General features: G+C 65.2%; 20 protein-coding genes. 12 read left to right on the top strand and 8 right to left on the bottom strand.

Annotation, left to right across the window (positions count from 1 at the left end; all coding sequences use genetic code 11):
- Positions 1-144 precede the first annotated feature (144 nt).
- The 4 genes from ABIG06_RS31770 to ABIG06_RS31755 all read left to right on the top strand — a co-directional run bounded on the left by ABIG06_RS31770 (position 145) and on the right by ABIG06_RS31755 (position 5,723).
- Complete coding sequence (locus ABIG06_RS31770; protein WP_124158262.1) at positions 145-435, top strand: succinate dehydrogenase assembly factor 2; 291 nt, start codon at positions 145-147, stop codon at positions 433-435.
- Entirely contained in the window at positions 432-3,950 is a 3,519-nt protein-coding gene (gene mfd / locus ABIG06_RS31765) for a transcription-repair coupling factor (RefSeq protein WP_370139904.1), read from the top strand. The genes ABIG06_RS31770 and mfd overlap by 4 nt, the downstream gene beginning before the upstream one ends.
- Before the next feature lie 245 nt (positions 3,951-4,195).
- Positions 4,196-4,405 (top strand): cold-shock protein, encoded by a 210-nt coding sequence (locus ABIG06_RS31760; protein ID WP_124158264.1) that lies wholly within the window; start codon positions 4,196-4,198, stop codon positions 4,403-4,405.
- 187 nt (positions 4,406-4,592) lie between these two features.
- Entirely contained in the window at positions 4,593-5,723 is a 1,131-nt protein-coding gene (locus ABIG06_RS31755; protein ID WP_370140959.1) for an acyl-CoA desaturase, read from the top strand.
- A 62-nt stretch (positions 5,724-5,785) separates the two neighbouring features.
- Here the strand turns inward: ABIG06_RS31755 and ABIG06_RS31750 are convergent, their stop codons facing one another.
- From ABIG06_RS31750 to ABIG06_RS31740, 3 genes are all read right to left on the bottom strand, one after another.
- Positions 5,786-7,009, bottom strand: coding sequence for a GGDEF domain-containing protein (locus ABIG06_RS31750; RefSeq protein WP_370139903.1), 1,224 nt, complete (start codon positions 7,007-7,009; stop codon positions 5,786-5,788).
- An 85-nt stretch (positions 7,010-7,094) separates the two neighbouring features.
- Complete coding sequence (locus ABIG06_RS31745; protein WP_370139902.1) at positions 7,095-8,597, bottom strand: AMP-binding protein; 1,503 nt, start codon at positions 8,595-8,597, stop codon at positions 7,095-7,097.
- A 4-nt stretch (positions 8,598-8,601) separates the two neighbouring features.
- Complete coding sequence (locus ABIG06_RS31740; protein ID WP_370140958.1) at positions 8,602-10,446, bottom strand: extracellular solute-binding protein; 1,845 nt, start codon at positions 10,444-10,446, stop codon at positions 8,602-8,604.
- A 259-nt stretch (positions 10,447-10,705) separates the two neighbouring features.
- Between ABIG06_RS31740 and ABIG06_RS31735 the strand changes: the two genes are divergently transcribed.
- Complete coding sequence (locus ABIG06_RS31735) at positions 10,706-11,524, top strand: invasion associated locus B family protein (RefSeq protein ID WP_370139901.1); 819 nt, start codon at positions 10,706-10,708, stop codon at positions 11,522-11,524.
- Positions 11,525-11,596: 72 nt separating this feature from the next.
- Here the strand turns inward: ABIG06_RS31735 and hspQ are convergent, their stop codons facing one another.
- A complete protein-coding gene (gene hspQ, locus ABIG06_RS31730; protein WP_124158270.1) occupies positions 11,597-11,929 on the bottom strand; it encodes a heat shock protein HspQ in 333 nt (110 codons plus the stop codon).
- A 106-nt stretch (positions 11,930-12,035) separates the two neighbouring features.
- Here hspQ and ABIG06_RS31725 point away from each other — a divergent pair, with 106 nt between their 5' ends.
- A complete protein-coding gene (locus tag ABIG06_RS31725) occupies positions 12,036-12,989 on the top strand; it encodes an AEC family transporter (RefSeq protein ID WP_124158271.1) in 954 nt (317 codons plus the stop codon).
- 23 nt (positions 12,990-13,012) lie between these two features.
- Here the strand turns inward: ABIG06_RS31725 and ABIG06_RS31720 are convergent, their stop codons facing one another.
- Positions 13,013-14,197, bottom strand: coding sequence for a UbiH/UbiF family hydroxylase (locus tag ABIG06_RS31720; RefSeq protein WP_124158272.1), 1,185 nt, complete (start codon positions 14,195-14,197; stop codon positions 13,013-13,015).
- 85 nt (positions 14,198-14,282) lie between these two features.
- Between ABIG06_RS31720 and pcsA the strand changes: the two genes are divergently transcribed.
- The 3 genes from pcsA to ABIG06_RS31705 all read left to right on the top strand — a co-directional run bounded on the left by pcsA (position 14,283) and on the right by ABIG06_RS31705 (position 16,831).
- Positions 14,283-15,050: a phosphatidylcholine synthase gene (gene pcsA / locus ABIG06_RS31715; RefSeq protein WP_370139900.1), complete on the top strand. Its 768-nt coding sequence runs from the start codon at positions 14,283-14,285 to the stop codon at positions 15,048-15,050.
- Positions 15,047-15,781 (top strand): TerC family protein, encoded by a 735-nt coding sequence (locus ABIG06_RS31710; RefSeq protein WP_124158274.1) that lies wholly within the window; start codon positions 15,047-15,049, stop codon positions 15,779-15,781. The genes pcsA and ABIG06_RS31710 overlap by 4 nt, the downstream gene beginning before the upstream one ends.
- A 75-nt stretch (positions 15,782-15,856) precedes the next feature.
- Positions 15,857-16,831 carry a quinone oxidoreductase family protein gene (locus ABIG06_RS31705; RefSeq protein WP_370140957.1) on the top strand — a complete coding sequence of 325 codons (975 nt, stop codon included), beginning with the start codon at positions 15,857-15,859 and terminating at the stop codon, positions 16,829-16,831.
- A gap of 163 nt (positions 16,832-16,994) precedes the next feature.
- Here the strand turns inward: ABIG06_RS31705 and ABIG06_RS31700 are convergent, their stop codons facing one another.
- Together ABIG06_RS31700 and ABIG06_RS31695 are read right to left on the bottom strand one after the other, a co-directional pair.
- A complete protein-coding gene (locus tag ABIG06_RS31700; protein ID WP_370139899.1) occupies positions 16,995-18,185 on the bottom strand; it encodes an acetylornithine transaminase in 1,191 nt (396 codons plus the stop codon).
- Between the two features lie 267 nt (positions 18,186-18,452).
- Positions 18,453-19,091 (bottom strand): hypothetical protein, encoded by a 639-nt coding sequence (locus ABIG06_RS31695; protein ID WP_370139898.1) that lies wholly within the window; start codon positions 19,089-19,091, stop codon positions 18,453-18,455.
- Positions 19,092-19,425: 334 nt separating this feature from the next.
- On the opposite strand from ABIG06_RS31695, the gene ABIG06_RS31690 reads away from it, so the two are divergent.
- The 3 genes from ABIG06_RS31690 to ABIG06_RS31680 all read left to right on the top strand — a co-directional run bounded on the left by ABIG06_RS31690 (position 19,426) and on the right by ABIG06_RS31680 (position 21,314).
- Positions 19,426-20,373 carry a hypothetical protein gene (locus ABIG06_RS31690; RefSeq protein ID WP_370139897.1) on the top strand — a complete coding sequence of 316 codons (948 nt, stop codon included), beginning with the start codon at positions 19,426-19,428 and terminating at the stop codon, positions 20,371-20,373.
- A gap of 157 nt (positions 20,374-20,530) precedes the next feature.
- Positions 20,531-20,962 (top strand): MerR family transcriptional regulator, encoded by a 432-nt coding sequence (locus ABIG06_RS31685; RefSeq protein ID WP_370139896.1) that lies wholly within the window; start codon positions 20,531-20,533, stop codon positions 20,960-20,962.
- Positions 20,895-21,314, top strand: coding sequence for a carboxymuconolactone decarboxylase family protein (locus tag ABIG06_RS31680; RefSeq protein WP_370139895.1), 420 nt, complete (start codon positions 20,895-20,897; stop codon positions 21,312-21,314). Before ABIG06_RS31685 ends, ABIG06_RS31680 begins: the two co-directional genes overlap by 68 nt.
- A 136-nt stretch (positions 21,315-21,450) precedes the next feature.
- On the opposite strand, the gene rimO is transcribed toward ABIG06_RS31680, so the two are convergent.
- Positions 21,451-22,776 (bottom strand): 30S ribosomal protein S12 methylthiotransferase RimO, encoded by a 1,326-nt coding sequence (rimO, locus tag ABIG06_RS31675; RefSeq protein WP_370139894.1) that lies wholly within the window; start codon positions 22,774-22,776, stop codon positions 21,451-21,453.
- Positions 22,777-22,847: the final 71 nt, after the last annotated feature.

Raw genomic sequence — 22,847 nt, 5'->3', positions numbered from 1 at the left:
CGGCGAAGCTTTGCGAAGACGGCAAGCCCGGCAATGACGACCGTAAACAATTGCAACAACAAAGGGCTGACACGGCCGCCTCGAGTGGCTATATCACCCCGGCCCGGCACGTCCGGGCTTTCTGCGTTTGGCTGGATTTGAGACATGACGGGAACGACACGATCGAGCGACGGGCTGGACGACCGCCGCAAGCGGCTTCTGTTCCGCTGCTGGCACCGCGGCACGCGTGAGATGGACCTGATCCTCGGCCGTTTCGCGGATGCCGAGATCGGCAACTTGTCCGATGACGAGCTGAGCCAGCTCGAGACCTTGCTCGAGGTCAACGATCCCGATCTCTATGCCGCCATCACCGGCGACAAGGTGCTGCCGGCCGATGTCACCGGTGCGCTGTTCGCCCGCATCAAGGCGTTTCCGATCACGGACGGCAATCTATGAAGCAGGGGATGAAGTCGCCGGCTGAGCTGCTCACGCCCGGCCGCGCGCTGACGCTTGCCAATGTCGCCGAGGGCGCCGAAGGTCTCGTCGTCTCCGATCTCGCCCGCGCCATCGCGGCGCGGCCGAAGAAGCCGGCCGTCAGCCTTGCGGTCGTGTGCCGCGACGGCGGGCGCATGCAGCAGCTCGAACGCGCGCTGAGATTCTTCGCGCCGGATCTGCCGGTGCTGACCTTTCCGGCCTGGGACTGCCAGCCCTATGACCGCGTCTCGCCGCATGGCGGCATCCTGGCGCAGCGCCTGACCACGCTGGCGCGACTCGCCTCGCTCACCGGCAGCGACAAGCCGCTGATCGTGCTGACCACGGTGAACGCGGTGGTGCAGCGCGTGCCCGCGCGCGAACTCGTCGCGGCGCAGGCGCTGTCGGTCGCGCCGGGCAATGTGGTGCCGATGGACAACGTCGTCGCCTGGCTCGAGCACAACGGCTACAACCGTTCCTCGACCGTGCGCGAGCCCGGCGAATACGCCGTGCGCGGCGGCATCCTCGATCTGTTTCCGGCCGGCCTCGAACAGCCGGTCCGTTTCGACTTCTTCGGCGACAGCCTGGAATCGATCCGCAGCTTCGACGCCGAGACCCAGCGCACGCTGCTCGACATGCGCTCGCTCGACCTCGTGCCGGTCTCGGAATTCCAGCTCGTCACCGATACCATCCGCCGTTTCCGCATGGGCTATGTCGCCGAGTTCGGCGCGCCCGAGCGCGACGATGCGCTGTATGAAGCGGTCAGCGAAGGCCGCCGCCATCCCGGCATGGAGCACTGGCTGCCGCTGTTCCAGGACCGGATGGACACGCTGTTCGACTATCTGCAGGGCGCGACTGTTGCGATCGAGCCGCAGGCCGAGGATGCCGTCCGCGAGCGCTTCAAGCAGATCCTCGACTACTACCAGGCCCGGCGCGAGGCGATGGAGCATCCCGGCGGCGGCGCGATCTACAAGCCGCTGCCGCCCGATCGGCTCTACCTGACCGACGAGGAATGGGGCAAGCGCCTCGGCGATATCCCGTTGGCGCGGCTGACGCCGTTCTCCGTGCCGACTGACGGAACGAGTGTCGTCGATGCCGGCGCGCGCAAGGGCCGCGACTTCGCCCCGGAGCGCAACGACACCGCCGTCAACGTGTTCGAATCCGTCGTCGCGCACGTGATGGCCTTGCAAGCTCAGCGCAAGAAGGTCGTGATCGCGCTCTGGACCGAAGGCTCGCGCGATCGCATGACGTCGATGTTGCGCGATCACAAGCTCGCCCACACCACCAGCGTCAACAGCTGGCGGACGGTGCAGGCGACGCCGCGCAACGAGACCATGCTCGCCGTGCTCGGCCTCGAAAGCGGTTTCGAGACCGACGAGATCGCCCTCATCAGCGAGCAGGACATTCTCGGCGACCGCCTAGTGCGGCCGCGCAAGGCCAGCCGCAAGCTCGACAATTTCATCTCGGAGGTAACGAGCCTTGCTGCCGGCGACATCGTCGTCCACGTCGAGCACGGCATCGGCCGCTTCATCGGCCTGCAAACCCTGGATGTCGCCGGCGCGCCGCATGACTGCCTCGAGCTGCACTATGCCGCCGAGACCAAGCTGTTTCTCCCGGTCGAGAACATCGAGCTGCTGTCCCGTTACGGCTCCGACCAGACCACGGTCGAGCTCGACCGCCTCGGTGGCTCGGGATGGCAGACCCGCAAGGCGAAGCTGAAAAATCGCATCCGCGAGATCGCGGGCGAGCTGATCAAGATCGCCGCCGAGCGCATGCTGCACGAGGCGCCCAAATTGCCCGTGCAGCAGGGCCTCTATGACGAGTTCTGCGCGCGCTTCCCCTATGACGAGACCGAGGACCAGCTCGGCGCCATCGAGTCCACGCTGAAGGACCTCGAAAAGGGCCGGCCCATGGACCGGCTGATCTGCGGCGACGTCGGCTTCGGCAAGACGGAAGTCGCGCTGCGCGCCGCCTTTGCGGTCGCGCTCGACGGCAAGCAGGTCGCGGTGGTGGTGCCGACCACGCTGCTCGCCCGCCAGCACCACAGGACCTTCACCGAGCGCTTCAAGGGCTTTCCGGTGAACGTCGCCCAGGCCTCGCGGCTGATCCCGACCAAGGAGCTGAACCAGGTCAAGAAGGGCCTCGCCGACGGCTCCGTCGACATCGTCGTCGGCACCCATGCGCTGCTCGGCAAGGCGATCAAGTTCCGCGACCTTGGCCTGCTCATCGTCGACGAGGAGCAGCATTTCGGCGTCAGCCACAAGGAGCGGCTGAAGGCGCTCCGTGCCGAGGTGCACGTGCTGACGCTGTCGGCGACGCCGATCCCGCGGACGCTGCAGCTGGCGCTCACCGGCGTGCGCGAGCTCTCGATCATCGCCTCGCCTCCGGTGGATCGCTTGGCAGTGCGTACCTTCGTCGCCCCGCATGATCCCCTGATGATCCGCGAAGCGCTCTTGCGCGAGCGCTATCGCGGCGGTCAGGCGTTCTACGTGGTGCCGCGCATCGACGATCTCGCCGAGGTCAAGGACTTCATCGACAAGAACGTGCCGGAGATGAAGGTCGCGGTCGCGCACGGCCAGATGCCGCCCGCCGTGATCGAGGACATCATGACCGCGTTCTACGACGGCAAGTTCGACATTCTGCTGTCGACCACGATCGTCGAGTCCGGCCTCGACATCCCCAACGCCAACACGCTGATCGTGCACCGCGCCGACATGTTCGGCCTGGCCCAGCTCTATCAGCTGCGCGGCCGCGTCGGCCGCTCCAAGCTGCGGGCCTATGCGCTGTTCACGCTCCCGGCGCAGCAGAAGATCACGGCGCAGGCCGAACGCCGCCTCACGGTGCTGCAATCGCTGGAGACGCTGGGCGCAGGCTTCCAGCTCGCTTCCCACGATCTCGACATTCGCGGCGCAGGCAATCTCCTGGGCGAGGAGCAGTCCGGCCACATCAAGGAGGTCGGCTTCGAGCTCTATCAATCGATGCTGGAGGAGGCGATCGTCAACCTCAAGGCCGGCGTCTCCGAGCCTGCAGCCGACCGCTGGTCGCCGCAGATCACCATCGGCATGCCCGTGCTGATTCCCGAAGACTATGTCAGCGATCTCTCGGTGCGGCTGTCGCTGTACCGGCGCCTTGCCGATCTCGATACCGAGGAGGAGATCGAGAATTTCGGCGCGGAGATGCGCGACCGGTTCGGCGTGCTGCCGGACGAGGTGCGTTATCTCTTCAAGGTCGCCGCGATCAAGGCGTTCTGCCGCAGAGCCAATGTCGAGAAGATCGATGCCGGTCCAAAGGGCGCCGTCATCGCCTTCCGCGACAATTCCTTCGCCTATCCCGACCGCCTCGTGACCTTCATCCGCAGCCACGGCCAGGCCGCCAAGGTGCGGCCCGACATGAAGGTTGTGTTCCTGCAGGACTGGGAGACCCCGGAAGAGCGTCTTGCCGGCACCACGGAGATCATGCGGCAGCTGGCGCAGCTCGCCGAGAGCAAGAAGGCGGCGTAAGCGGCTACTTCAGCCAAGTGTGGACAGCGCGAACAGCGCACCGCACTTGGGCCCGAAGGGGGCGACATATCGTCACTTGCGGAATGACTAATAAATAGCCATGTTCGGATCTTCGAGTTTCGGCCGAACGACTTGGCCTCGCCGCTATTTGCGCGCCTGACTGATGACCCTCCCTCCAGATCTCGAATTCACTGACCGCACTCCTGTGCGGCTCTAAAGACTTATCTATCTAAAGGACACTCCCCATGACGACGGGAACTGTGAAGTGGTTCAACAGCCAAAAGGGCTTCGGTTTCATTCAGCCGGACCAAGGAGGCCAGGACGTTTTCGTTCATATCAGCGCGGTTGAACGTGCGGGCATGAGCTCCCTCGACGAGGGTCAGAAGGTTTCCTTCGACGTCGTTGCAGACCGCCGGACCGGCAAGTCTGCTGCGGACAATCTGCGCGCCGCATAAGCTGCCGCAGCCGGCGCTTGTCGCTTTGACCATGGATGTATTGGCAGAGCTTCAGGTTCTTGCGACCCGCGACTGGTTTACCGGCCGCGGGTTTTTTGCACCGCATGCGCGGTGGTCTGCCCACCGAAACAGCTGAGGTTCGAGCGTGTCCGTGAATATCGAGCAAGGCCGCGAACATGATGATGTCATGTATCCGCAGGTGCTGCCATTTCTGTTGATCCACGCAGGATGCGCCGCGGCGGTCTGGTCCGGCATTTCGTGGCAAGCCGTCGCAATCTGCATCGTTCTGTATTGGCTGCGCATGTTTGCGATCACGGCCGGATATCACCGGTACTTTTCGCATCGGGCCTACGCGACGAGCCGGGTGTTTCAATTCGTCCTTGCCTTCCTTGCCCAGAGCAGCGCTCAGAAAAGCGTTCTGTGGTGGGCTGCCAAGCATCGCCATCATCACCTGCACTCGGATACGGCGCAGGATGTGCATTCACCCCGGCACAAGGGCTTCTTGTACAGCCATGTCGGTTGGATATTCTATCGGCAGCACGACGGGACCGACCTGGTGAAAGTGTCGGATCTGGCGTCGTATCCCGAGTTGATGTGGCTGCACAGACTGGAGCTTTTGCCGGCGGTCGTGCTCGCGGGGCTCTGCTTCCTCATCGGCGGGTGGTCGGGACTCGTGGTCGGATTCCTCTGGAGCACCGTGGTTCTGTATCACGCTACGTTCTGCATCAACTCGCTCGCACATGTTCATGGACGCAAACGGTATGTGACGGGCGATGACTCTCGAAACAACTGGCTGCTCGCATTGCTGACGATGGGGGAGGGGTGGCACAACAACCACCACGCCTATCAGGCCAGCGCCCGGCAGGGCTTCTACTGGTATGAAATCGATCTGACCTATTATGTTCTGGTGGTGATGTCCTGGCTCGGAATTGTCTGGGATCTGAAGACGCCACCCGTGCAGGTTCTGCGCAACGAGCATCGGCTGGGATCGCGCGCGATAAGGCAAGCGGCCGAGCAGCTTGCCGGCCGCTTCAATCCCGAACACATCGCGTCGGCGATCAAGACATCGATTCATGAAACCGAATTGTCGCTGCGGGACGCGCTCCTTCTGTTGCAGCAGCGTGCCGACTTGCGTTTGCCCAGCGTGCCGACTCGCGACCAGCTGCTGGCCGAAGCGCAGCGCATGTTCGCGAAGACGATCTCTCTGGAGGACATTGTCGATCGCGCCCACGAACTCCTGAGCGACTCCGTTAGCTTTCTCCTGGTCACTCCCGCCCAGCCGGTCCACGCGAAATCGACGGCGAATGGTGGCGTTTAGTCTAGCGCAGACGTAGCGGCAGGCGTCAACGAACCCGTCAAGTCAGGAGATGCTTCAAACGGCTAGGATGCCGCCCGCGACGCGTCGGCGGACAACCGCGCCAGCAGCGACCGCGCTGTATCCGACGGGGACAGCGAATCCACGCTGACCACGGGATCGCTGCGCATCTCGTGCTTGCCGTTCGAGGTGTGCCGCATCACCGCCGACAGACGGCGGGCGATCATGTGCGCCGTGCGGAAGTCGGTCTCCGCGAACGCGACAATCACCGAACCGTCCTTCTGCGCCGCGCCAAAATCCATCTGCCGCATCAGGCGGCTGAGGATGCGCGCGGCATCGAGCTGGGCCCGGGAATTGCCGGGATCGAAAGCGAAGCGGGCGACCGAGAGGCCGCCGCCGCGGGCGAGCGCCTGCTCGACCGCCTTGGCGAAATCGCGGGCAAAGGCCTCGACCGTGAGCAGGCCGCTGCGCGGATCGAGCCAGCCGCCGGCATCGATCGAGCGCAGCGTGCGGCTCAGCTGTGCTTCCATCGCGTGCTGGCGGATCAAGGGCAGCGCATTGGCGGCGACCTTCGCCGGCTCGCCCGCAATCAGCTCGAGATTGGGCAAATCATAAGTCTGCGTCAGCTGATGAGCGGTGAGGACCACCGGCAGGCTGCGGAAGCGGGTGTCCTCCGCGAGCACCGTGAGGAAGGCATCGGTCACGCGCGGGGTAAAACCTTCGGCGAGCACGACGCCGTCGAGGTCGCGGGTGTTGAGGTGTTTGGCGGCGGCTTCGATCGAGAGCGCGCCGACCACGCCGACGCGCTCGCCGAGCGCGACGGAGAGCGCGGGATAGGCCGCGCCACGACCGATCAGGAGCACGGTGGCATCGCGTGCGGGATCGCCGTCCGGCAGCGCGACCTTCGCTTCCGGCAGCCGGCGCAGAACCGTTGCATGCAGTGTGCGCACGCGTAGCGCGGCACGGAGCCGCGCGATCAGGCGCTCGGGATTGCCGCCGCGCGAGGAGAAGGGCAGGGCGTTGTGCGGCAGCGTGCCCGCCACATCCAGCGTCACGAAGGGAACGTAAGGCGATTGGTCGGCGATCTTCTTTGCGAGCGCGGCCACATGCGGCTCGTGTCCGGCATGCAGCGCAGCGAGAACCGCGGCCGGCTGCACCTCATCGACCGCGCGCGCCGCACTCGTCCAATCGGTGTCGACGACGGGAAAGAGCCGGGCTTCGTCCAGCGCTGCCGCGAAGGCGGGGCGCTCGGTATCGGACACAAACAGGATCGGGCCCGCCTGAGACATCCACAAACTCTGATCAAGCAACAGATGTCGCGCAATCTAGTTTGGCCGCCTTAATGCAGCGTCAACGGAACGCGCAAAACTATGCCTAGACCGGCCCGGAGCGGTCGCGAAAGGCCTCGACCATCAGGGGGTTAAGCCCGAGCTCGTTGAGCGCCTCGCGGGCGCGGGCATTGTCCTGGGCGCGTCCGGCCAGCCGGTGACCCGAGAGGCGGTCGGGCAGCGCCGTGAGCAGGGCGCCCTGGCCGAGCCGGCGCGCCCATTCCTGGAGATCGTTGGAGAGGAAGCGGTAGCCGCCGACGGCCATGATGCCGGAGGGCGGCGCAGTGATGCAGATCGCGCCGCTCGGACGGTCGAGCCGCGCGGCGTAGCCGGTGTCGACATAGTCGCGCGGCGGCTGCGCGGTCAGCGTCTCGCCGACCGGCTGCGGCGGGGCGTAGGCCGCGATCGGCACCATCGCGCCGCGCAGGCCGAGCGTGCCCTTGGGTGTCAGCAGGATTTCGCCGGCAATGGAGGAGCCCGACTGCTCGCGCGGGGCGCCGTGCGGCCCCGGCATGACCGGTACCGGCATGCCGTCCTCGCCGCGGCGGGCTCCGAACAGTCCGGCCTCGCCGAACAGATAGACGTCGGTCAGCGGCGCATGCGGCGCGATCCAGGCATCGCTCGCCGCAACCTGCTCGGGCGCGCGCCACAGGCCGATGACGTTGCGCAACGAGGGCATCCGTGCCGCGAGGTCGGCAGCACCGAGCCGCAACGCGAGCTGCCCCGGCGCGATCAGCACCTCGCATTCGTGCTCGTTGACCTGCTGCTCCAGCACCTCGTTCTCGAACGGGTGATGCAGCGCCAGCGTGCCGCCCGAGAGCAGCCATACCGCGAGCGAGGAGGCGAGGCCCGCGAACGACATCGGGGCGAATGCCGCCATCACGGTCGCACCCTGCCTGATGTCGGCTTCCAGCGACATGGCGAGTCCCCCGGCGATCATGCTGAAATGCGGCCGCGGCACGGGACGGAAGCCTTCGGCGGTGACGTCGAAGGAGATCATCGCCGCCTTGCGGCCGTCCTGAATCACGGCGCGCGTGAGGCCGGGCGGGCGGGCGAGGACATCGTCGAGCGACGCCATGCCTTCCGGGAGATCGGCGCCGAAGCCGCAAACGTGACGGATGGAGAAGGCTTCGGCTGCGGCATGCATCGCGAGGTCGGCATAGCTGACGCCGTCGACCGTGCTCATGGTGACGATGGCGCGCGCCGCGGTGCGGTTCAGCGCGGCGGTCAGTTCCGCGTGTCGCCAGAGCAGCGGCAGCACCGCGACGACGAGGCCGGCGCGATGGGCGGCGAGCACGGTGAGCACGAACTCGATCGTATTCGGCAGCTGGATCGCGATCACGGAATTGGCCGGCAGGCCCGATTCGACGAAATGCGCCGACAGCGCCTCGATGGCCGTATCGGCCTCGGCATAGGTCATCCGCCGCGGCTGGTGCCCGGTCACGCGCGCCTTGTTGAGGGGATCGAGCAGAGCAAGCGCGTGCGGCTGCCGCATCAGCGTGCGCTGAAATAGTGTGTCGAGCGTCGGCGAAATTGCTGGCTGATTCACGGCGTCACTTTGCTTGATGAGCTTGCGGCTGCCTCTTCGACCACCAGGTCTCCGGCAAATAGCCCGAGAGCGAGGTGACCTTGGGCCGTTCTATCCGATTCCAGCGCGCGATCCATTGCTCGGAGACGTTAAACAGCGGGATTGTGTAGAAGCGCGCGATCAGAGCGCGGTCGAGCGCCCGCACCGCCGGGACGAAATCCGTACGTTCACGGGCCTCCAGCAGGGCGGCGATCATGGCATCCACCGCGGGATCCCTGGCGCCCATGTAATTGCGGGTGCCGGGATTGTCCGCGGCAGCACTGCCCCAATAGAAATATTGCTCGTTGCCGGGCGAGAGCGACTGGTCCCAGCGGTTCTGGATCATGTCGAACTCGTAAGCGAGCCGGCGCTGGTCGAACTGCACGGGATCGACCGAGCGAACGGTCGGCTCGATGCCGGCGCGCTTGAGGTCACGCTGGAAGGCGAGCGCGATGCGCTCCTGATCGCGGGTCGTGACCATGATCTCGAAGGTGAAGGGCGCCTTGGTCGCGCGGTTGCGCAGCACGTTGCCGTTGAGCTCGTAGCCGGCCTCCGACAACAGCTTTAGCGCGGCGCGCAGCGTGGTGCGGTCGCGGCCCGACCCGTCGGTGACCGGCAGGCGATAACTGCCATCCATGATATCGGGCGGAATCCGTGCGGCGAACGGCTTGAGCAGCTCGCGTTCGCGTGCATCCGCCGGGCGGCCATAGGCCGACAGGTCCGAGCCGGCGAAATAGCCGGCGACGCGCGAGTAGAGGCCAAAGAAGTAGTTGCGGTTGACCAGCTCGAAATCGAACAGCAGCGTCAGGGCCTGGCGCACCCGGATGTCGGCGAAGATCGGACGGCGGGTGTTGAACACCAGGAATTCGGAAGGTTGCGGCACCCCGGGCTTGACGGTGTCGCGGATCACTTCGCCGCTTCGCGCGGCTGGAAAATCGTAGCCGTCGTGCCAGCGCAGCGGCTCGTGCTCGATGCGGAAATCGTAGAGGCCGCGTTTGAACGCTTCGAACTGGCCGTTGGCCTCGCGAAAATAATCGAGCCGGATCTCGTCGAAATTGTAGAGCCCTCGGTTGATGGCGAGGTCGCGGCCCCAATAGTCGGGATTGCGGGTGAGCGTCACGCTGGCTCCGGGCTTCACGGCCGTGACCCGATAAGGGCCCGAGCCGACCGGCGCCGTCAGCGTGGTCTCCTCGAAGGTCGCGACGTCGATTCCGTGCTTCGGCAGGATCGGCATCAGGCCGAGAATCAACGGCAGCTCGCGGTCGTTGGCACCTGCGAGATCGAAGCGGACGGTGAGGGGATCGAGCGCCGCGGCCTTGACAACTTTGGCGTAATACTGCCGGAGGTTGGGGCGGCCGTGGTCGCGCAGCAGCTGCCAGGAGAACAGCACGTCCTCGGCCGCGACCTGCCTGCCGTCGGAGAAGCGGGCGCGCGGATCGAGGCGGAAGGTGACGAAGCTCCGCTCGTCGTCGGTTTCGACCGTCCTGGCGAGCAGGCCGTAGAGCGTGAACGGCTCGTCATTGCCGCGTGCCAGCAGGCTCTCGACCACGTAGCCCCGCATCTGCTGTACGGGCAACCCTCTCACGATGAAGGGATTGAGGCTGTCGAAGGTTCCGAGAACACCCCAGGTCAAGCGGCCGCCCTTGGGGGCATCGGGGTTGGCGTAGGGCATGTGGGTGAAGTCGACCGGCATTGCCGGCTTGCCGTGCATGGCGATGGCGTGAGCCTCCTCCGCCCGGGCGGCGCGTGCCGAAAGTCCGGTGACCACAGCGAGGGCGAGGACGCAGAGGCGGACGCCGCAGCCTTCGAGAAGGCACTGGAACATGAACATCGGCACACGGTGATTCGACGACCGGCGGGCCTGAATCCTATCACAGGGAATTTGGTGGGGCGTTGGCGCCAAGCCGGCCAAAGGCGGTTGTCGGCATTGATCTTTTCGTCGGCCACGTTAAAAGGCGGGCAATCGCGCAAGAGCGTCGAGCCCGTCACCTATCCGCCTCAATTGACGGGGAGAGAGCCGCGCCCAAGGCGGCCAGGTTCGGCGCTTCGGAGCGGTTCGGGCACTTCCCGTTCAGAAAGGGTTTTCCGCAATGAATTTCCGTTATTTGGCCGCGTCCGTCCGGCCGCGCGGGCGACTTCTCGCCCTGTTGACGGCGACGGCGTTGGCCATTCCGTTTGCCGCCGAGGCCCAGACCCCTGCGCCAGCCCCGGGCGCACCCAAAGCGGCCCCGGCCCCGAAAGCGGCTCCCAAGGCTGCCCCCAAGGCTCCGGCACCGGCAGCGTCTCCGCAAGCCCAGCAGGCTCCCGCCCAGGGCGCTCCCGGGCAGCAGGGCGCGGCCCAGCCCGCCGACCAGCAGATCCAGCTGATCTACGCCCCCTGGACCAAGTTCTGTCTCAAGGGCCAGGATGCCAACGCCAAGCAGGTCTGCTTCACCGGCAAGGATGGCCGCATCGAATCGGGACAACCGGTCATCGCGGCCGTCATCATCGAGCCGGAAGGAGAGCCCAAGAAGATCCTGCGCGTGACGCTGCCGCTCGGCATGCAGCTCGTGCACGGCACCCGCATCATCGTGGACAACAACCCGCCGCTGCAGCAGCCCTACGTGATCTGCTTCCAGAACGGCTGCATGTCGGATTACGAGGCCACGCCCGAGCTCATCAACAACATGAAGAAGGGGCAGAATCTCATTGTCCAGGCGATCAACGCCAACGGCGCGCCGCTGACCCTGCCGCTGCCACTCGCCGGCGAATTCCAGAAGGCCTATGATGGTCCGCCGACCGACCCGAAGGTGTTCGAGGAAACCCAGAAGAAGCTCCAGGAAGAGCTTCAGAAGAAGGCCGACGAGCAGCGCAAGAAGCTCGAGCAGCAGGGTGGCGCGCCCGGGTCACCTCCGACCGCGCAGAAGTAATCAGGCCAGATTCCGATATGAAAAAGGCGCTCGTTTCGAGCGCCTTTTTTGCTTGCCGCCCTCCGGCGACGATCAGTTCAGTGACGAGTTGCGCGGGCGATAGCCACCGGCCTTGTCCTTGATGAAGATCTCGGCGACCTGGGAATGCCGGACCGGCTCGCCGGAATCGTCGGGCAAGAGGTTCTGCTCGGAGACGTAGGCGACATATTCCGATTCCGCGTTCTCCGCGAGCAGGTGATAGAACGGCTGGTCCTTGTTGGGCCGCACCTCCTCGGGGATCGACAGCCACCACTCCTCGGTGTTGTTGAATTCCGGATCGATGTCGAAGATCACCCCCCGGAACGAGAAGATCCGGTGGCGAACGACCTGTCCGATCTGGAATTTCGCGGTCCGCGTTTTAATCATTCCCCGTCGATAGACCAGGATTGTGGCCGATGCTAGTGCCCTCGTCTGGAATTAACCTTCGTTTCCGGGGCGGATAGCGCCCAAGCCTTCAGAAAACACTTCATCAATGGTCGATATCCTCAATCTGGCGTTGCCTTATTTTGGCTTGATCTTCGTCGGCTTCGCCTGCGGCAAGGTCAAATCCCTCCCGGAATCGGGCCTCGCCTGGATGAACTTCTTCCTGCTCTACGTATCGCTGCCGGCGCTGCTGTTCGCGATCATGTCGAAGACGCCGTTTTCGGAATTGAACAACCCGCCATTCCTGGTGGCGACGACGCTGTCGACGGTTGCCGCGTTCACGCTGGCGCTGGTCGTTGGCAAGGTCTTGGGCCGGCTGACGCTGCGCGAGGCGACGCTCGCGGGTCTGTCCGGCGGCTACGGCAATATCGGCTACATGGGGCCGGGTCTGGCGCTCGCGGTGCTGGGGCCGAAGGCGTCGGCGCCGACGGCGCTGATCTTCTGCTGCGACAGCATCTTCCTGTTCACGATCGTGCCGCTCTTGATCGAGCTTTCCGACCGCGACCATCCCTCGCTCGTCCACGCCTTCGGCGTCGTGCTGAAGCAGATCGTGCTCAATCCGCTGATCATGTCCGCCTGCTTCGGCGCCGCGGTCGCCGCCCTCCATATCGAGCTGCCGGTCGCGCTCGACCGCACCATCATCTTCCTCCAGAACGCAGCCGCTCCGACCGCGCTGTTCGTGCTCGGTGTGACCGTGGCGCTGCGCCCGTTCGATCGGGTGCCGTGGGAGGTGCCGGGCGTGATCGCGGTCAAGCTCCTGATTCATCCGCTCGCAGCGTTCGGGCTGATGCTGGCGTTCGGTCCGTTCGCACAGCCCTGGGCGGCCACCGCCGTGCTGATGGCCTCGCTGCCGCCGGCGCTGAACGTGTTCGTGATCGCCCGGCAAAATGACGCCTGGATCGAATCCGCCTCCGTGGCAGTGCTGCTCGGCACCTTCGCCTCGGTGGTCACGCTGACCAGTGTGATGTGGCTGCTCCAGACCGGACGGCTGGCGTTCCCGTAAGGGCCGGCCGGGCCAGCTTGCCGTCACCGCCGCCAGGTCGGCGTCAACCCTTCGCGCATCGCAAAGCGCCGGAGCGGGCCGATGGCGCCGAGCAGGTGCATGCCGACGGCGCGGACCGGCTGGAGCGGCAGGAAATCGTTGAGCAAAGAGCGGTTGGCGATGTCGATCGCAAAGGTGCGGCTCAAAATATCAGGCCTCCGCGCGCGGTCGTAGCGCCTGAGGATCTCGTCCGCGCCGGGGTCCTGCCCCGAGGCGATGGCGTCGTTCGCGAGCCGCGCAATGTCGGCGGCGTCGCGCAGGCCGAGATTGAGGCCCTGGGCACCGATCGGCGGAACCACATGGGCGGCTTCGCCGACCAGCGCGATGCGGTCGCGGCCGAAGGACTTTGGACGTTCGATCGCGAGCGGGAACAGGTTGCGCCCGGGCTCCACCGTCATGCGTCCCAGGATCGAATGCGACTGCTTCTCGATCGCGGCGGACAGCTCCTCGTCGCTCAAGCCGCGAAGCCGCTCGGCTTCCGCGGGCGCCGAAACCCAGACGATGCTGGAGCGATCGCCGGGCAGGGGCACGAACACGCAAGGCCCATGCGGCGTGTGGAACTCGGTCGAGACATTGCGATGCGGCCGTGCGTGGCCGACGTTGAAGGTCAGCGCGGTCTGGTTCAGCTCGCGCCGCGTCACCTCGATGCCGGCGGCCTCGCGGCACAGCGAGTGCCGGCCGTCGGCACCGACCACAAGGCGGGCCGAGAGAAACTGACCGGAGGCTGTGCGCAGCGCGACGTCGTCGGCTTCGATGACGACGCTTTCGGCCTCGTCATCGAAGCGGACGAGGTTGGCCAGCTCGGCCGCGCGCTGTTCCAGCGCCAGCATCAGCGAACGGTTGTCGATGTTGTAGCCGAACGCATCGAGGCTGATTTCGTGACAGGAGAACCGCACCTCCGGCGCGCGGAACAGCCGGCCGGTGTCGTCGACGAGGCGCATGATCTCCAGCGCGGCCGCCTTGTCCTTGCAGCGCGGCCAGACGTCGAGGCCTTCCAGGAGATCGACGGAGGCTCCGAGCAGCGCGGTGGTGCGATTGTCGGCATAGGGCACGCGCCGAGCCACCAGCGCGGTCCGGGCACCGGACTGCGCCAATGCGATCGCCGCTGCAAGTCCCGCTGGTCCGCCGCCGATCACGGCCGCGTCGTGGAGTGTCGATGCGTCTGCCATGGAACGACATTTGACACGACCCACGGCAAATTCAAGCCCACCTATTTTTCCGGAGCGGCGGGGACTTGTGCGACGGCGCGCCGCAATGGCGGATGTGCAAATCGGCCCCATTCTGATAGCAGAAGCCATGGACAGCCAAGAGGATTCCCTGAAGCCGACCGCCGTGGTCCGTGCCGCGGCACTCTCGGTGCACATCTTCACCGCGTTCGGTGCGGCGATCGCGCTCTTGGCCATGCTGGAGGCCGTCCGCGAGCATTGGGCGGCGATGTTTCAATGGCTCGGCATTGCCCTCGTCATCGATGCGATCGACGGACCGATCGCGCGCCGGCTCGACGTCAAGAACGTGCAGCCGAACTGGTCGGGTGACGTGCTCGATTTGGTGGTCGATTTCGTCACCTATGTCTTCGTCCCCGCCTATGCGATCGTGGCCAGCGGCCTGCTGCTGCCGGTCGCAGCGCCCTTGCTCGGCATCGCCATCATCGTCACCAGCGCGTTATATTTCGCCGACCTTCGCATGAAGGCCGACGACAATCATTTTCGCGGCTTCCCCGCGCTGTGGAATGCGGCGGCGTTCTATCTGTTCCTGCTGCACTGGCCGCCGCTTTGGTCGACGCTGCTGGTGGCCGCACTCGTCGTGCTGACCTTCGTGCCGTTCCATGTGCTGCATCCGGTCCGCGTCGTACGGCTGCGCTGGCTGACCATGTCGCTGATGGCGATCTGGGCCGTGCTCGCCCTCTACGTGCTGGCGATGGATTTCCGCGTCGGAACCGGCGTGACGCTCGTGCTCTGCGCCATCGCGCTCTGGATCAGCCTCAGCGACGCCTTGATCCGGCTCGGGAAATCATTCGCATGATGGAGCTCCTTGCCAGCCCCGAAGCCTGGGCGGCGCTGCTGACCTTGACGGCGCTCGAGATCGTGCTCGGCATCGACAACGTCATCTTCATCTCGGTGATCGTCTCCCGCATCCCGGAGCAGCAGGCGCATCGCGCGCGCCAGATCGGGCTTGCGCTGGCGCTGGTGTTCCGCATCATCCTGCTCAGCGTGCTGGTCTGGCTGATCGGCCTGACCGCGCCGGTGTTCTCTTTTGCAGGTTACGACTTCTCCTGGCGCGACCTCATCCTGATCGGCGGCGGCTTGTTCCTGATCGCCAAGGCGACGCACGAAATTCACGCCGAGGTCGAGGCCGATCAGGGCGAGGGCGACCGCAGGTCCGGCGGGAGCGCCTTCTTCTGGGTGATCGTCCAGATCATCGTCATCGATATCGTGTTCTCGCTGGATTCGATCATCACCGCGATCGGCATGGCGCAGGACATAGAGATCATGGTGGCTGCCGTCGTGATCGCGTGCCTGATCATGTACATTTCGTCAGGCCCGGTGTCGCGATTCGTCGCGGAGCATCCGACTACGAAGATGCTGGCGCTGGCCTTCCTGGTGCTGATCGGCGTCGCGCTGGTCGCGGACGGATTGGCGTTTCACATTCCACGCGGCTACATCTATTTCGCGATTGCGTTTTCGGCGGCGGTGGAATTCTTCAACGTGCTGGCCAGGCGCAACCGCAGGAAAGCCGGCAAGTCGTCTGCTTGATCGTCGCGGCCGGCCCCGAGTTGACAAGGCTGGCGCGATGGCTTTCGCTCAGTCGCGAGAAGAGGAGGTCAAATGATGACCAAAGCCATCCGCGTGCACAAGGTCGGAGGCCCCGAGGCCCTGGTCTATGAGAGCGTCGACGTGCCGGCGCCCGGGCCGGGCGAGGTGCGTATCCGCCAGCATGCGGTCGGCCTCAACTTCATCGACGTCTATTACCGCACCGGCCTCTACAAGGCGCCGGGGCTGCCCTTCATCGCGGGCAACGAGGCTGCGGGCGAAGTTGTCGCGGTCGGGCCTGGCGTCACGAATTTTCATCCCGGCGATCGCGTCGCCTATTATCACAATCTCGGCGCCTATACCGGCGAGCGCAACATCCCCTGGGAGAAGCTGGTTAAGCTGCCCGACCACATCACCTACGAGCAGGGTGCCGTGCTGATGCTGAAGGGGCTGACCGTCTGGTACCTCCTGCACAAGACGTTCAAGGTCGAGCCGCATCACCGCGTGCTGATTCATGCCGCCGCCGGCGGCATCGGCTTGCTTGCCTGCCAATGGGCGAGGGCACTCGGCGCGCATGTCATCGGCACGGTCGGCTCGCGCGAGAAGGCCGAGCTTGCGGAAGCCAATGGCTGCGATCACGTCATCCTCTACAACGAGGAGGATTTCGTCGCCCGCGTGAAGCAGATCAGCCGCAACGAGGGCTGCGACGTCGTCTATGACGGTGTCGGCAAGGCGACCTTCCCGGGCTCGCTGTCCTGCCTGAAGCCGCGCGGCATGTTCGTCTCCTTCGGCAATGCCTCAGGTCCGGTGCCGCCGTTCGCGATCGCCGAGCTCAACAATCACGGCTCGCTGTTCGCGACCCGGCCGAAGCTCAATGACTATGTCGGCACACGCAAGGAGCTGCTGGAGGGTGCCGACACGCTGTTCGCCGCCGTCATCAATGGCAAGCTGCACGTGCCGATCAACCACGCCTATGCGCTCAAGGACGCCGCCAAGGCGCACATCGATCTCGAAAGCCGCAAGACCACGGGCGCCTCGATCCTGAAGCCGTAGTCTTTCCGTGAGATCCACTCTCGTGTCCCGGACAAGCTGCAACGCGCGGAGCGGCGCAAGCCGGGACCCAGATGCAACACGCACTGCGGAGAGATGGGCGCCGGCTCTGCAGCGCACCGCCGAAGAGGCGCTGCGCTGCGTCCGGGGCACGAGACCACCACGTCTACGCCACGCGCCGTGCAGCGCCGGCCTTGGTCAGAATCCCGTCGAGACAATCGATCATCTCGGCGATCTCTGCCTTCGTGACGTTCAGTGCCGGCATGAAGCGCAGCGTGTCGACCTGCGGCGCGTTGAGGAGCACGCCGGCTTCGAACGCCTGCGCGACGATGCCCGGCGCGATCGGCAGCTTGAGATCGAGCGCGAGCAACAGCCCACGTCCGCGTACGCCGCCGAGCCCGTGCCGGGCCGAGACTTTCTGCAACTCGCTTTCGAGCAAGAGGCCTGTCTCGCTGACCACCTTCAGGAAGTCCGGCTTGCCGACTTCCTCGAGCACCGCAAGCCCCGCCGCGCACATGATCGGGTTGCCGTTGAACGTGCCGCCCTGGTCGCCGTGCTCGAAGCAGGACGCGCGCTCGGTCGCCAGCAGCGCGGCGAGCGGCACGCCGCCGCCGATGCCCTTGCCGAGCGTCATGATGTCGGGCGCAATCCCGGTGTGCTCATAGTGGAAGAGCTTGCCGGTCCGACCCATGCCGGTCTGGATCTCGTCGAAAATGAGCAGCAGGCCGTGCGCCTCGGTGAGTGCGCGCAACTGCTGCAGGAACTGGTCGGTCGCGGGCCACACGCCGGATTCACCCTGGATCGGCTCGAGCATCACGGCGACGGTATTGTCGTTGATCAGCTTCTCCACCGAGGCGATGTCGTTGAGCTTTGCCTTCTTGAAGCCCGCGACCTTCGGCTCGAACAGCGGCTCGAATGCCTTCTTGCCCGAAGCCGACATCGTCGCGAGCGTCCGGCCATGGAAGCCGCCTTCGAAGCTGATGATCTCGAACGCGCCGCCCTTGTGCACGCTGCCATATTTCCGCGCGAGCTTGATCGCGCCTTCATTGGCCTCCGCGCCGGAATTGGCGAAGAACACCTGATCGAAAGCACTGTTCTCGACGAGTGTCTGCGCGAGTTTGAGAGTCGGCTCGTTGTAGAACGCCGGGCTCGGCGTCAGCAGCCGCCTGGCTTGCGCGCCAAGCGCGTCGGCGACCGCGGGCGGGGAGTGGCCGAGGCAGTTCACGGCCCAGCCCTGCACGAAATCGAGATAGCGCTTGCGGCTGTCGTCCCAGAGGTAGGAGCCGGCGCCGCGGACGAACACGGCCTTGGGCCGTGCGGTGATGTCCATCAGCGCGTCATACGGATGCGTCGTCATGTCGAACTCCTCTGGAGGCGGGTGGAAAAAGGGCGCAAAAAGCAGAAAGGCCGCACCTTGCGGGTGCGGCCTTCTCGAAAACCTGGCTGAATTCTAGTGGTTCAGCGGCGTCGTCGGACATGGCGCACCCTCTCATCGTCGCGGGAGCGACGACGGAGCATTGCGGTGCGCTGGTTGGTCCGGTTGATCATGGGGCGGGGCAATACATGCGAATGCCGGGGCTTGTCAAGCGGGCGTTCAGCCGAGCACCCGCTTGGCGTGCATCGGTCAGGTCAGGTGGGCGGCTTCCTCGGCGTCTTCGTCGCCCCAATCCGCGTCCGCAATCGCAGTGTCGATCAGTTCGCCGCGCATCAGCTTGAGCGGCGAATTCCAGTACAGCGCAATGTTGTGGAACGGGTCCGTCAGCACCTTGAACGCCCATACCAGGCCGGTCGTGAGGTCGCGCGTGACGAAGAGCTGGAGCATGCGCGCAAGTCCGCCGCCGATGCCGATCGCGAGCCAGAGCGTGCCGACATGCCGGATGAAGTCGAGACGCCCGGCCGGCGCATCGAAAAGCCCGAACAGCGTCGGATGGAAATACAGCGCGATCGGGGCGCTGCCCCAGACGAAGAGCAAGATGGTCTTGCGGGTCTGGTTGTAGCCGACCTTGACCGCTTCCTTGTACTCGTTGCTGACGCCGTTGACGGCGTCATAGCCGTTCGGCTCGAAGAAGAAATGCCCGGTCTGCCGCGTCAGCATCGCAAGCCAGCCGACGATGCCGGCGAGCGCCGGGTCTATGAACAGCAGCGCGTAGCAGAACAGGAAGATCACGGCGCTGAAGAGATGCAGCGTCTGGTTGACGGTGCTCTGGTGGTAGAAGCGGTAATCGTCGAAGCGCTGTGTGCGCAGCATACCCGAGAGGCTCATCCTCGTTCCTCGCTCGCGTTGAAAAGCGCGGGCAGAGTTAGGCCGAGTCCGTGACCTCTGCGTGAATGCACTATAGTGTCACAATAGGTTCCGCAGACAGTCTCCCGCATGGCGCTGCGGCAGTCGAGACGACGAAGCGTGCGGGCGAAGCGATGCGGTCACCGGCGCGCGCATCGTCCGATCCCGATACCGGCGACCGCTCGCCATTTCATTGTCCGCCCCGCAGAAACCATCGCATCGCTGGCGCGTTTGTGATCGAGATACGCGACTTGGTTCGAACCGGACGCACGGCGGCTCGGACCAAGAGGGCGGGACCAACAGACAGTTTGCAGCCTTGTCCGACACGCCTTATCCGATCGACCTCGACAGCATTCGCGGCGCATTTCCACCGGGCATCGACGCGCCGCGGCTGCTGGTCGACTTTGCCGGCTGGCTCGAGGGACGTCCCTGGGGCAGCGTCGGCTGCTTCGCTCTGCAAGGCCAGTTCGCAGATCATGCGCCGATCGTCGACGGCAGTCCGTTGCGCGACAGGTTCTCGCTGTTCATGCGATTGCCGGACGGCTCTGCCGTCGGCGGCTGGTATGGCGCCGGTCTCGACCGCGACAATCCGCCGATCGTGGGACTGGGGTCGGAGGGCGATTACGAATTGCTGGCGCCAAGCCTCGATGCTTTGCTCGCCAGGCTGACGTCGCGGCAGTTCGACAGCGCCTGGAGCGATCTGCGGCCGCACGAGGATGTCCCGTGTCAGACGGTCGAGCTTGCGCAGTGGCTCGCCGGGCAGGCGGCTGGCGACAAGTCGACATCTGAAGAAGGTGCGCCGGAGCTGCCCGACTTCCGCGGCTTCGTGGAAAAATGGAGCCGGGATCGCGAGGACTACTGGGCTAATCACCGCCTGATGGCCGAGCTCGGCTGGCGGCTCGCTGCGCATCTGCCGAAGGGCAAGAACCCCTGGGACCAGACGCGCTTCGAGGTCGCGATCGTCGGCAGGCAGTATGAGGCGCGCGTGCTTTCGCGCGGGCCGCAGCCGTTCGAGGAAGCAGGCGCGATCGAGTCCCTGCTGCGCGATCTGCGCGAGGAGATGCGCCGCGCGCAGCCAGAGCTTGGGCTGTGGTACGTGATGAAGTTCGGCCTCTATGCCGACGGCCGCATCATGCCGAGCTTCGAGTACGATGTGCGCCCAACCATCGACGGCGAACCGGCAGAATTGTCCGAGGCCCAGGCCGATCTCGCTCGCGCGCCAAGGCCGGAGCGCTGGGTGCCGAAATGGCTGGCGGCATCCTGAAGCTCGGAATCCCGCGATGCTGCCGTCCAGTCGGCGCGCCAAAATCTTCTGCTGTCGTGCCATCTTGACGTCACAGGACTGGCACCTTCGATCCCCCTTGACTTAGAGCGCGCTCGAAGGGGTATCTGTACGTGCGTCAGTACGAGAACGGGCACACATGAAGATCGGCGACCTCGCAAAACGAACCGGCTTGTCGACCCACACGCTCCGCTACTATGAGCGCATCGGGCTGCTGCCATACGCTGACCGGGATCGCTCCGGCCGGCGTGATTTTGACGCATCGATCCTCACATGGATCGCATTCCTTGGTCGACTCAAGACCACCGGAATGCCGATCCGGGACATGTTGCGTTACGCGGCGCTTCGTGACGAAGGCGACGCCACCGGGCCCGCCCGGCGGCAGATGCTGGAAATCCACCGGGAGCAGGTTCGCACGCAGATTGCCGAACTCCAGGAATGCCTGCTCGTCCTTGATACCAAGATCGCCGGCTATGCCGGCGACCAACAGAGGACGAAGGAAAATGACGCACGCCCAAACACAAGCCGAAAGCCGCTTCGATCGCGGCCAGCGGGCCCTGTCACGCATTGACGGCAGTGCCGGCGAAAAGGTCGTCGCTTCACTCGCCGACATAGCTCCGGATTTCGCGCGATACGTGATCGAGTTTCCCTTCGGTGACATCTACTGCCGCCCGGGCCTCGGCCTCCGCGATCGGGAGATCGCGACGATCGCCGCGCTGACGGCGCTCGGAAATGCCGCGCCTCAGCTCAAGGTGCATCTCGAGGCGGGTCTGAACGTCGGGCTGTCTCGCGACGAGATCGTGGAGATCATCATGCAGATGGCTGTCTATGCGGGCTTCCCGGCCGCGCTGAACGGGCTGTTCGCAGCCAAGGAGGTGTTCGCCGCGCATCACGTACGACAGGCGTCGGGAGAAGCGGCATGAGGGTCCAGCGACGTTAGCGACTGCGCTATCGCATACGGCCATTAATACAAGGTCGTCATGCGTTCGTATCGCGCGTCAAGGCGTGGATGGCCGGGACGAGCCCGGCCATGACGCGGTCAGTGCGCGCGAAACGCCGTCAGAACCCCGCGACGCTGCCGTACAGATCGTATGCGTCGGCGCGCTCGATCTTCGCCGTGACGATCTCGCCGACACGCAGGGGGCGGCGGCTCGACAGGTACACCGCGCCGTCGATCTCCGGCGCATCGGCCTTGGAGCGGCCCTTGGCGACGGTCGGGCCGACCTCGTCGATGATGACCTGCTGGCGCGTGCCGACCTTGCGCTTCAGCCGGCGTGCCGAGATCTTCTGCTGGCGGGCCATCAGTGCGTTGTAGCGCTCCTGCTTGACCTCTTCCGGCACCGGATTCTCGATCGTGTTCGACGTGGCGCCGGCGACCGGCTCGTATTTGAAGCAGCCGACGCGATCGATCTCGGCTTCATCCAGCCAGTCGAGCAGATAGGCGAAATCGGCATCGGTCTCGCCGGGGAAGCCGACGATGAAGGTCGAGCGCAGGGCGAGATCGGGACATTCCTCGCGCCAGCGCTTGATCCGCGCCAGCGTCTTGTCCTGCGCCGCCGGCCGCTTCATCGCCTTCAGCACCTCGGGGCTCGCATGCTGGAACGGGATGTCGAGATAGGGCAGCACCTTGCCCTCGTTCATCAACGCGATGACCTCGTCGACATGCGGGTAGGGGTAGACATATTGCAGCCGGACCCAGGCGCCGAACTCGCCGAGCTCGCGCGCGAGATCGAGGAATTTGGCGCGGACCTGGCGGTCCTTCCACGGGCTCTCGGCATATTTCAGATCGACGCCATAGGCCGAGGTGTCTTGCGAGATCACCAACAGTTCCTTGACGCCGGCGCCGACCAGCCGCTCGGCCTCGCGCAGCACGTCATTGGCCGGACGCGAGACGAGGTCGCCGCGCAGCTTCGGGATGATGCAGAAGGTGCAGCGGTTGTTGCAGCCCTCGGAGATCTTCAAATAGGCGTAATGCCGCGGCGTCAGCTTGATGCCCTGCGGGGGCACCAGATCGACATGCGGATTGTGCGCCGGCGGCAGCGCGCGATGCACGGCATCGAGCACGCTCTCATATTGCTGCGGGCCGGTGATCGAGAGCACGCCCGGATAGGCCTGCTCGATCGCTTCCGGTTCCGCGCCCATGCAGCCGGTCACGATCACCTTGCCGTTCTCGGCCATGGCCTCGCCGATCGCCGAGAGCGATTCCTGCTTGGCGCTGTCGAGGAAGCCGCAGGTGTTGACGATGACGATGTCGGCCCCGTCATGCTTGCGGGCGAGCTCGTAACCCTCCGCCCGCAGGCGCGTGATGATGCGCTCGGAATCCACCAATGCCTTGGGACACCCGAGCGACACGAAGCTGACCTTGGGCGCAGCCGTCTGATCCATATCTGAACTGCCTGATTGACCGGCCTGAGCTAGTCCCAATTGCCCATAATTACAACCCTTTGCAGGGCGTA

Origin of the sequence: Bradyrhizobium sp. USDA 326 (genome assembly GCF_049739485.1) — a bacterium.
Lineage (GTDB): Bacteria > Pseudomonadota > Alphaproteobacteria > Rhizobiales > Xanthobacteraceae > Bradyrhizobium.
Note: the sequence above shows the minus strand (reverse complement) of the source record. Positions and strands in the feature narration are given on the sequence as shown.

Bases quoted from the DNA above. Each gene is read 5' to 3' on its own strand.
- ABIG06_RS31735 (WP_370139901.1), top strand. From the start codon at position 10,706: ATGAATTTCCGTTATTTGGCCGCGTCCGTCCGGCCGCGCGGGCGACTT.
- hspQ (WP_124158270.1), bottom strand. From the start codon at position 11,929: ATGATTAAAACGCGGACCGCGAAATTCCAGATCGGACAGGTCGTTCGC.
- ABIG06_RS31770 (WP_124158262.1), top strand. From the start codon at position 145: ATGACGGGAACGACACGATCGAGCGACGGGCTGGACGACCGCCGCAAG.
- mfd (WP_370139904.1), top strand. From the start codon at position 432: ATGAAGCAGGGGATGAAGTCGCCGGCTGAGCTGCTCACGCCCGGCCGC.
- ABIG06_RS31750 (WP_370139903.1), bottom strand. From the start codon at position 7,009: ATGTCTCAGGCGGGCCCGATCCTGTTTGTGTCCGATACCGAGCGCCCC.
- ABIG06_RS31740 (WP_370140958.1), bottom strand. From the start codon at position 10,446: ATGTTCATGTTCCAGTGCCTTCTCGAAGGCTGCGGCGTCCGCCTCTGC.
- ABIG06_RS31720 (WP_124158272.1), bottom strand. From the start codon at position 14,197: ATGGCAGACGCATCGACACTCCACGACGCGGCCGTGATCGGCGGCGGA.
- ABIG06_RS31700 (WP_370139899.1), bottom strand. From the start codon at position 18,185: ATGACGACGCATCCGTATGACGCGCTGATGGACATCACCGCACGGCCC.
- ABIG06_RS31685 (WP_370139896.1), top strand. From the start codon at position 20,531: ATGAAGATCGGCGACCTCGCAAAACGAACCGGCTTGTCGACCCACACG.
- ABIG06_RS31695 (WP_370139898.1), bottom strand. From the start codon at position 19,091: ATGAGCCTCTCGGGTATGCTGCGCACACAGCGCTTCGACGATTACCGC.
- ABIG06_RS31725 (WP_124158271.1), top strand. From the start codon at position 12,036: ATGGTCGATATCCTCAATCTGGCGTTGCCTTATTTTGGCTTGATCTTC.
- ABIG06_RS31705 (WP_370140957.1), top strand. From the start codon at position 15,857: ATGACCAAAGCCATCCGCGTGCACAAGGTCGGAGGCCCCGAGGCCCTG.
- rimO (WP_370139894.1), bottom strand. From the start codon at position 22,776: ATGGATCAGACGGCTGCGCCCAAGGTCAGCTTCGTGTCGCTCGGGTGT.
- ABIG06_RS31680 (WP_370139895.1), top strand. From the start codon at position 20,895: ATGACGCACGCCCAAACACAAGCCGAAAGCCGCTTCGATCGCGGCCAG.
- pcsA (WP_370139900.1), top strand. From the start codon at position 14,283: ATGGCGGATGTGCAAATCGGCCCCATTCTGATAGCAGAAGCCATGGAC.
- ABIG06_RS31710 (WP_124158274.1), top strand. From the start codon at position 15,047: ATGATGGAGCTCCTTGCCAGCCCCGAAGCCTGGGCGGCGCTGCTGACC.
- ABIG06_RS31760 (WP_124158264.1), top strand. From the start codon at position 4,196: ATGACGACGGGAACTGTGAAGTGGTTCAACAGCCAAAAGGGCTTCGGT.
- ABIG06_RS31755 (WP_370140959.1), top strand. From the start codon at position 4,593: ATGTATCCGCAGGTGCTGCCATTTCTGTTGATCCACGCAGGATGCGCC.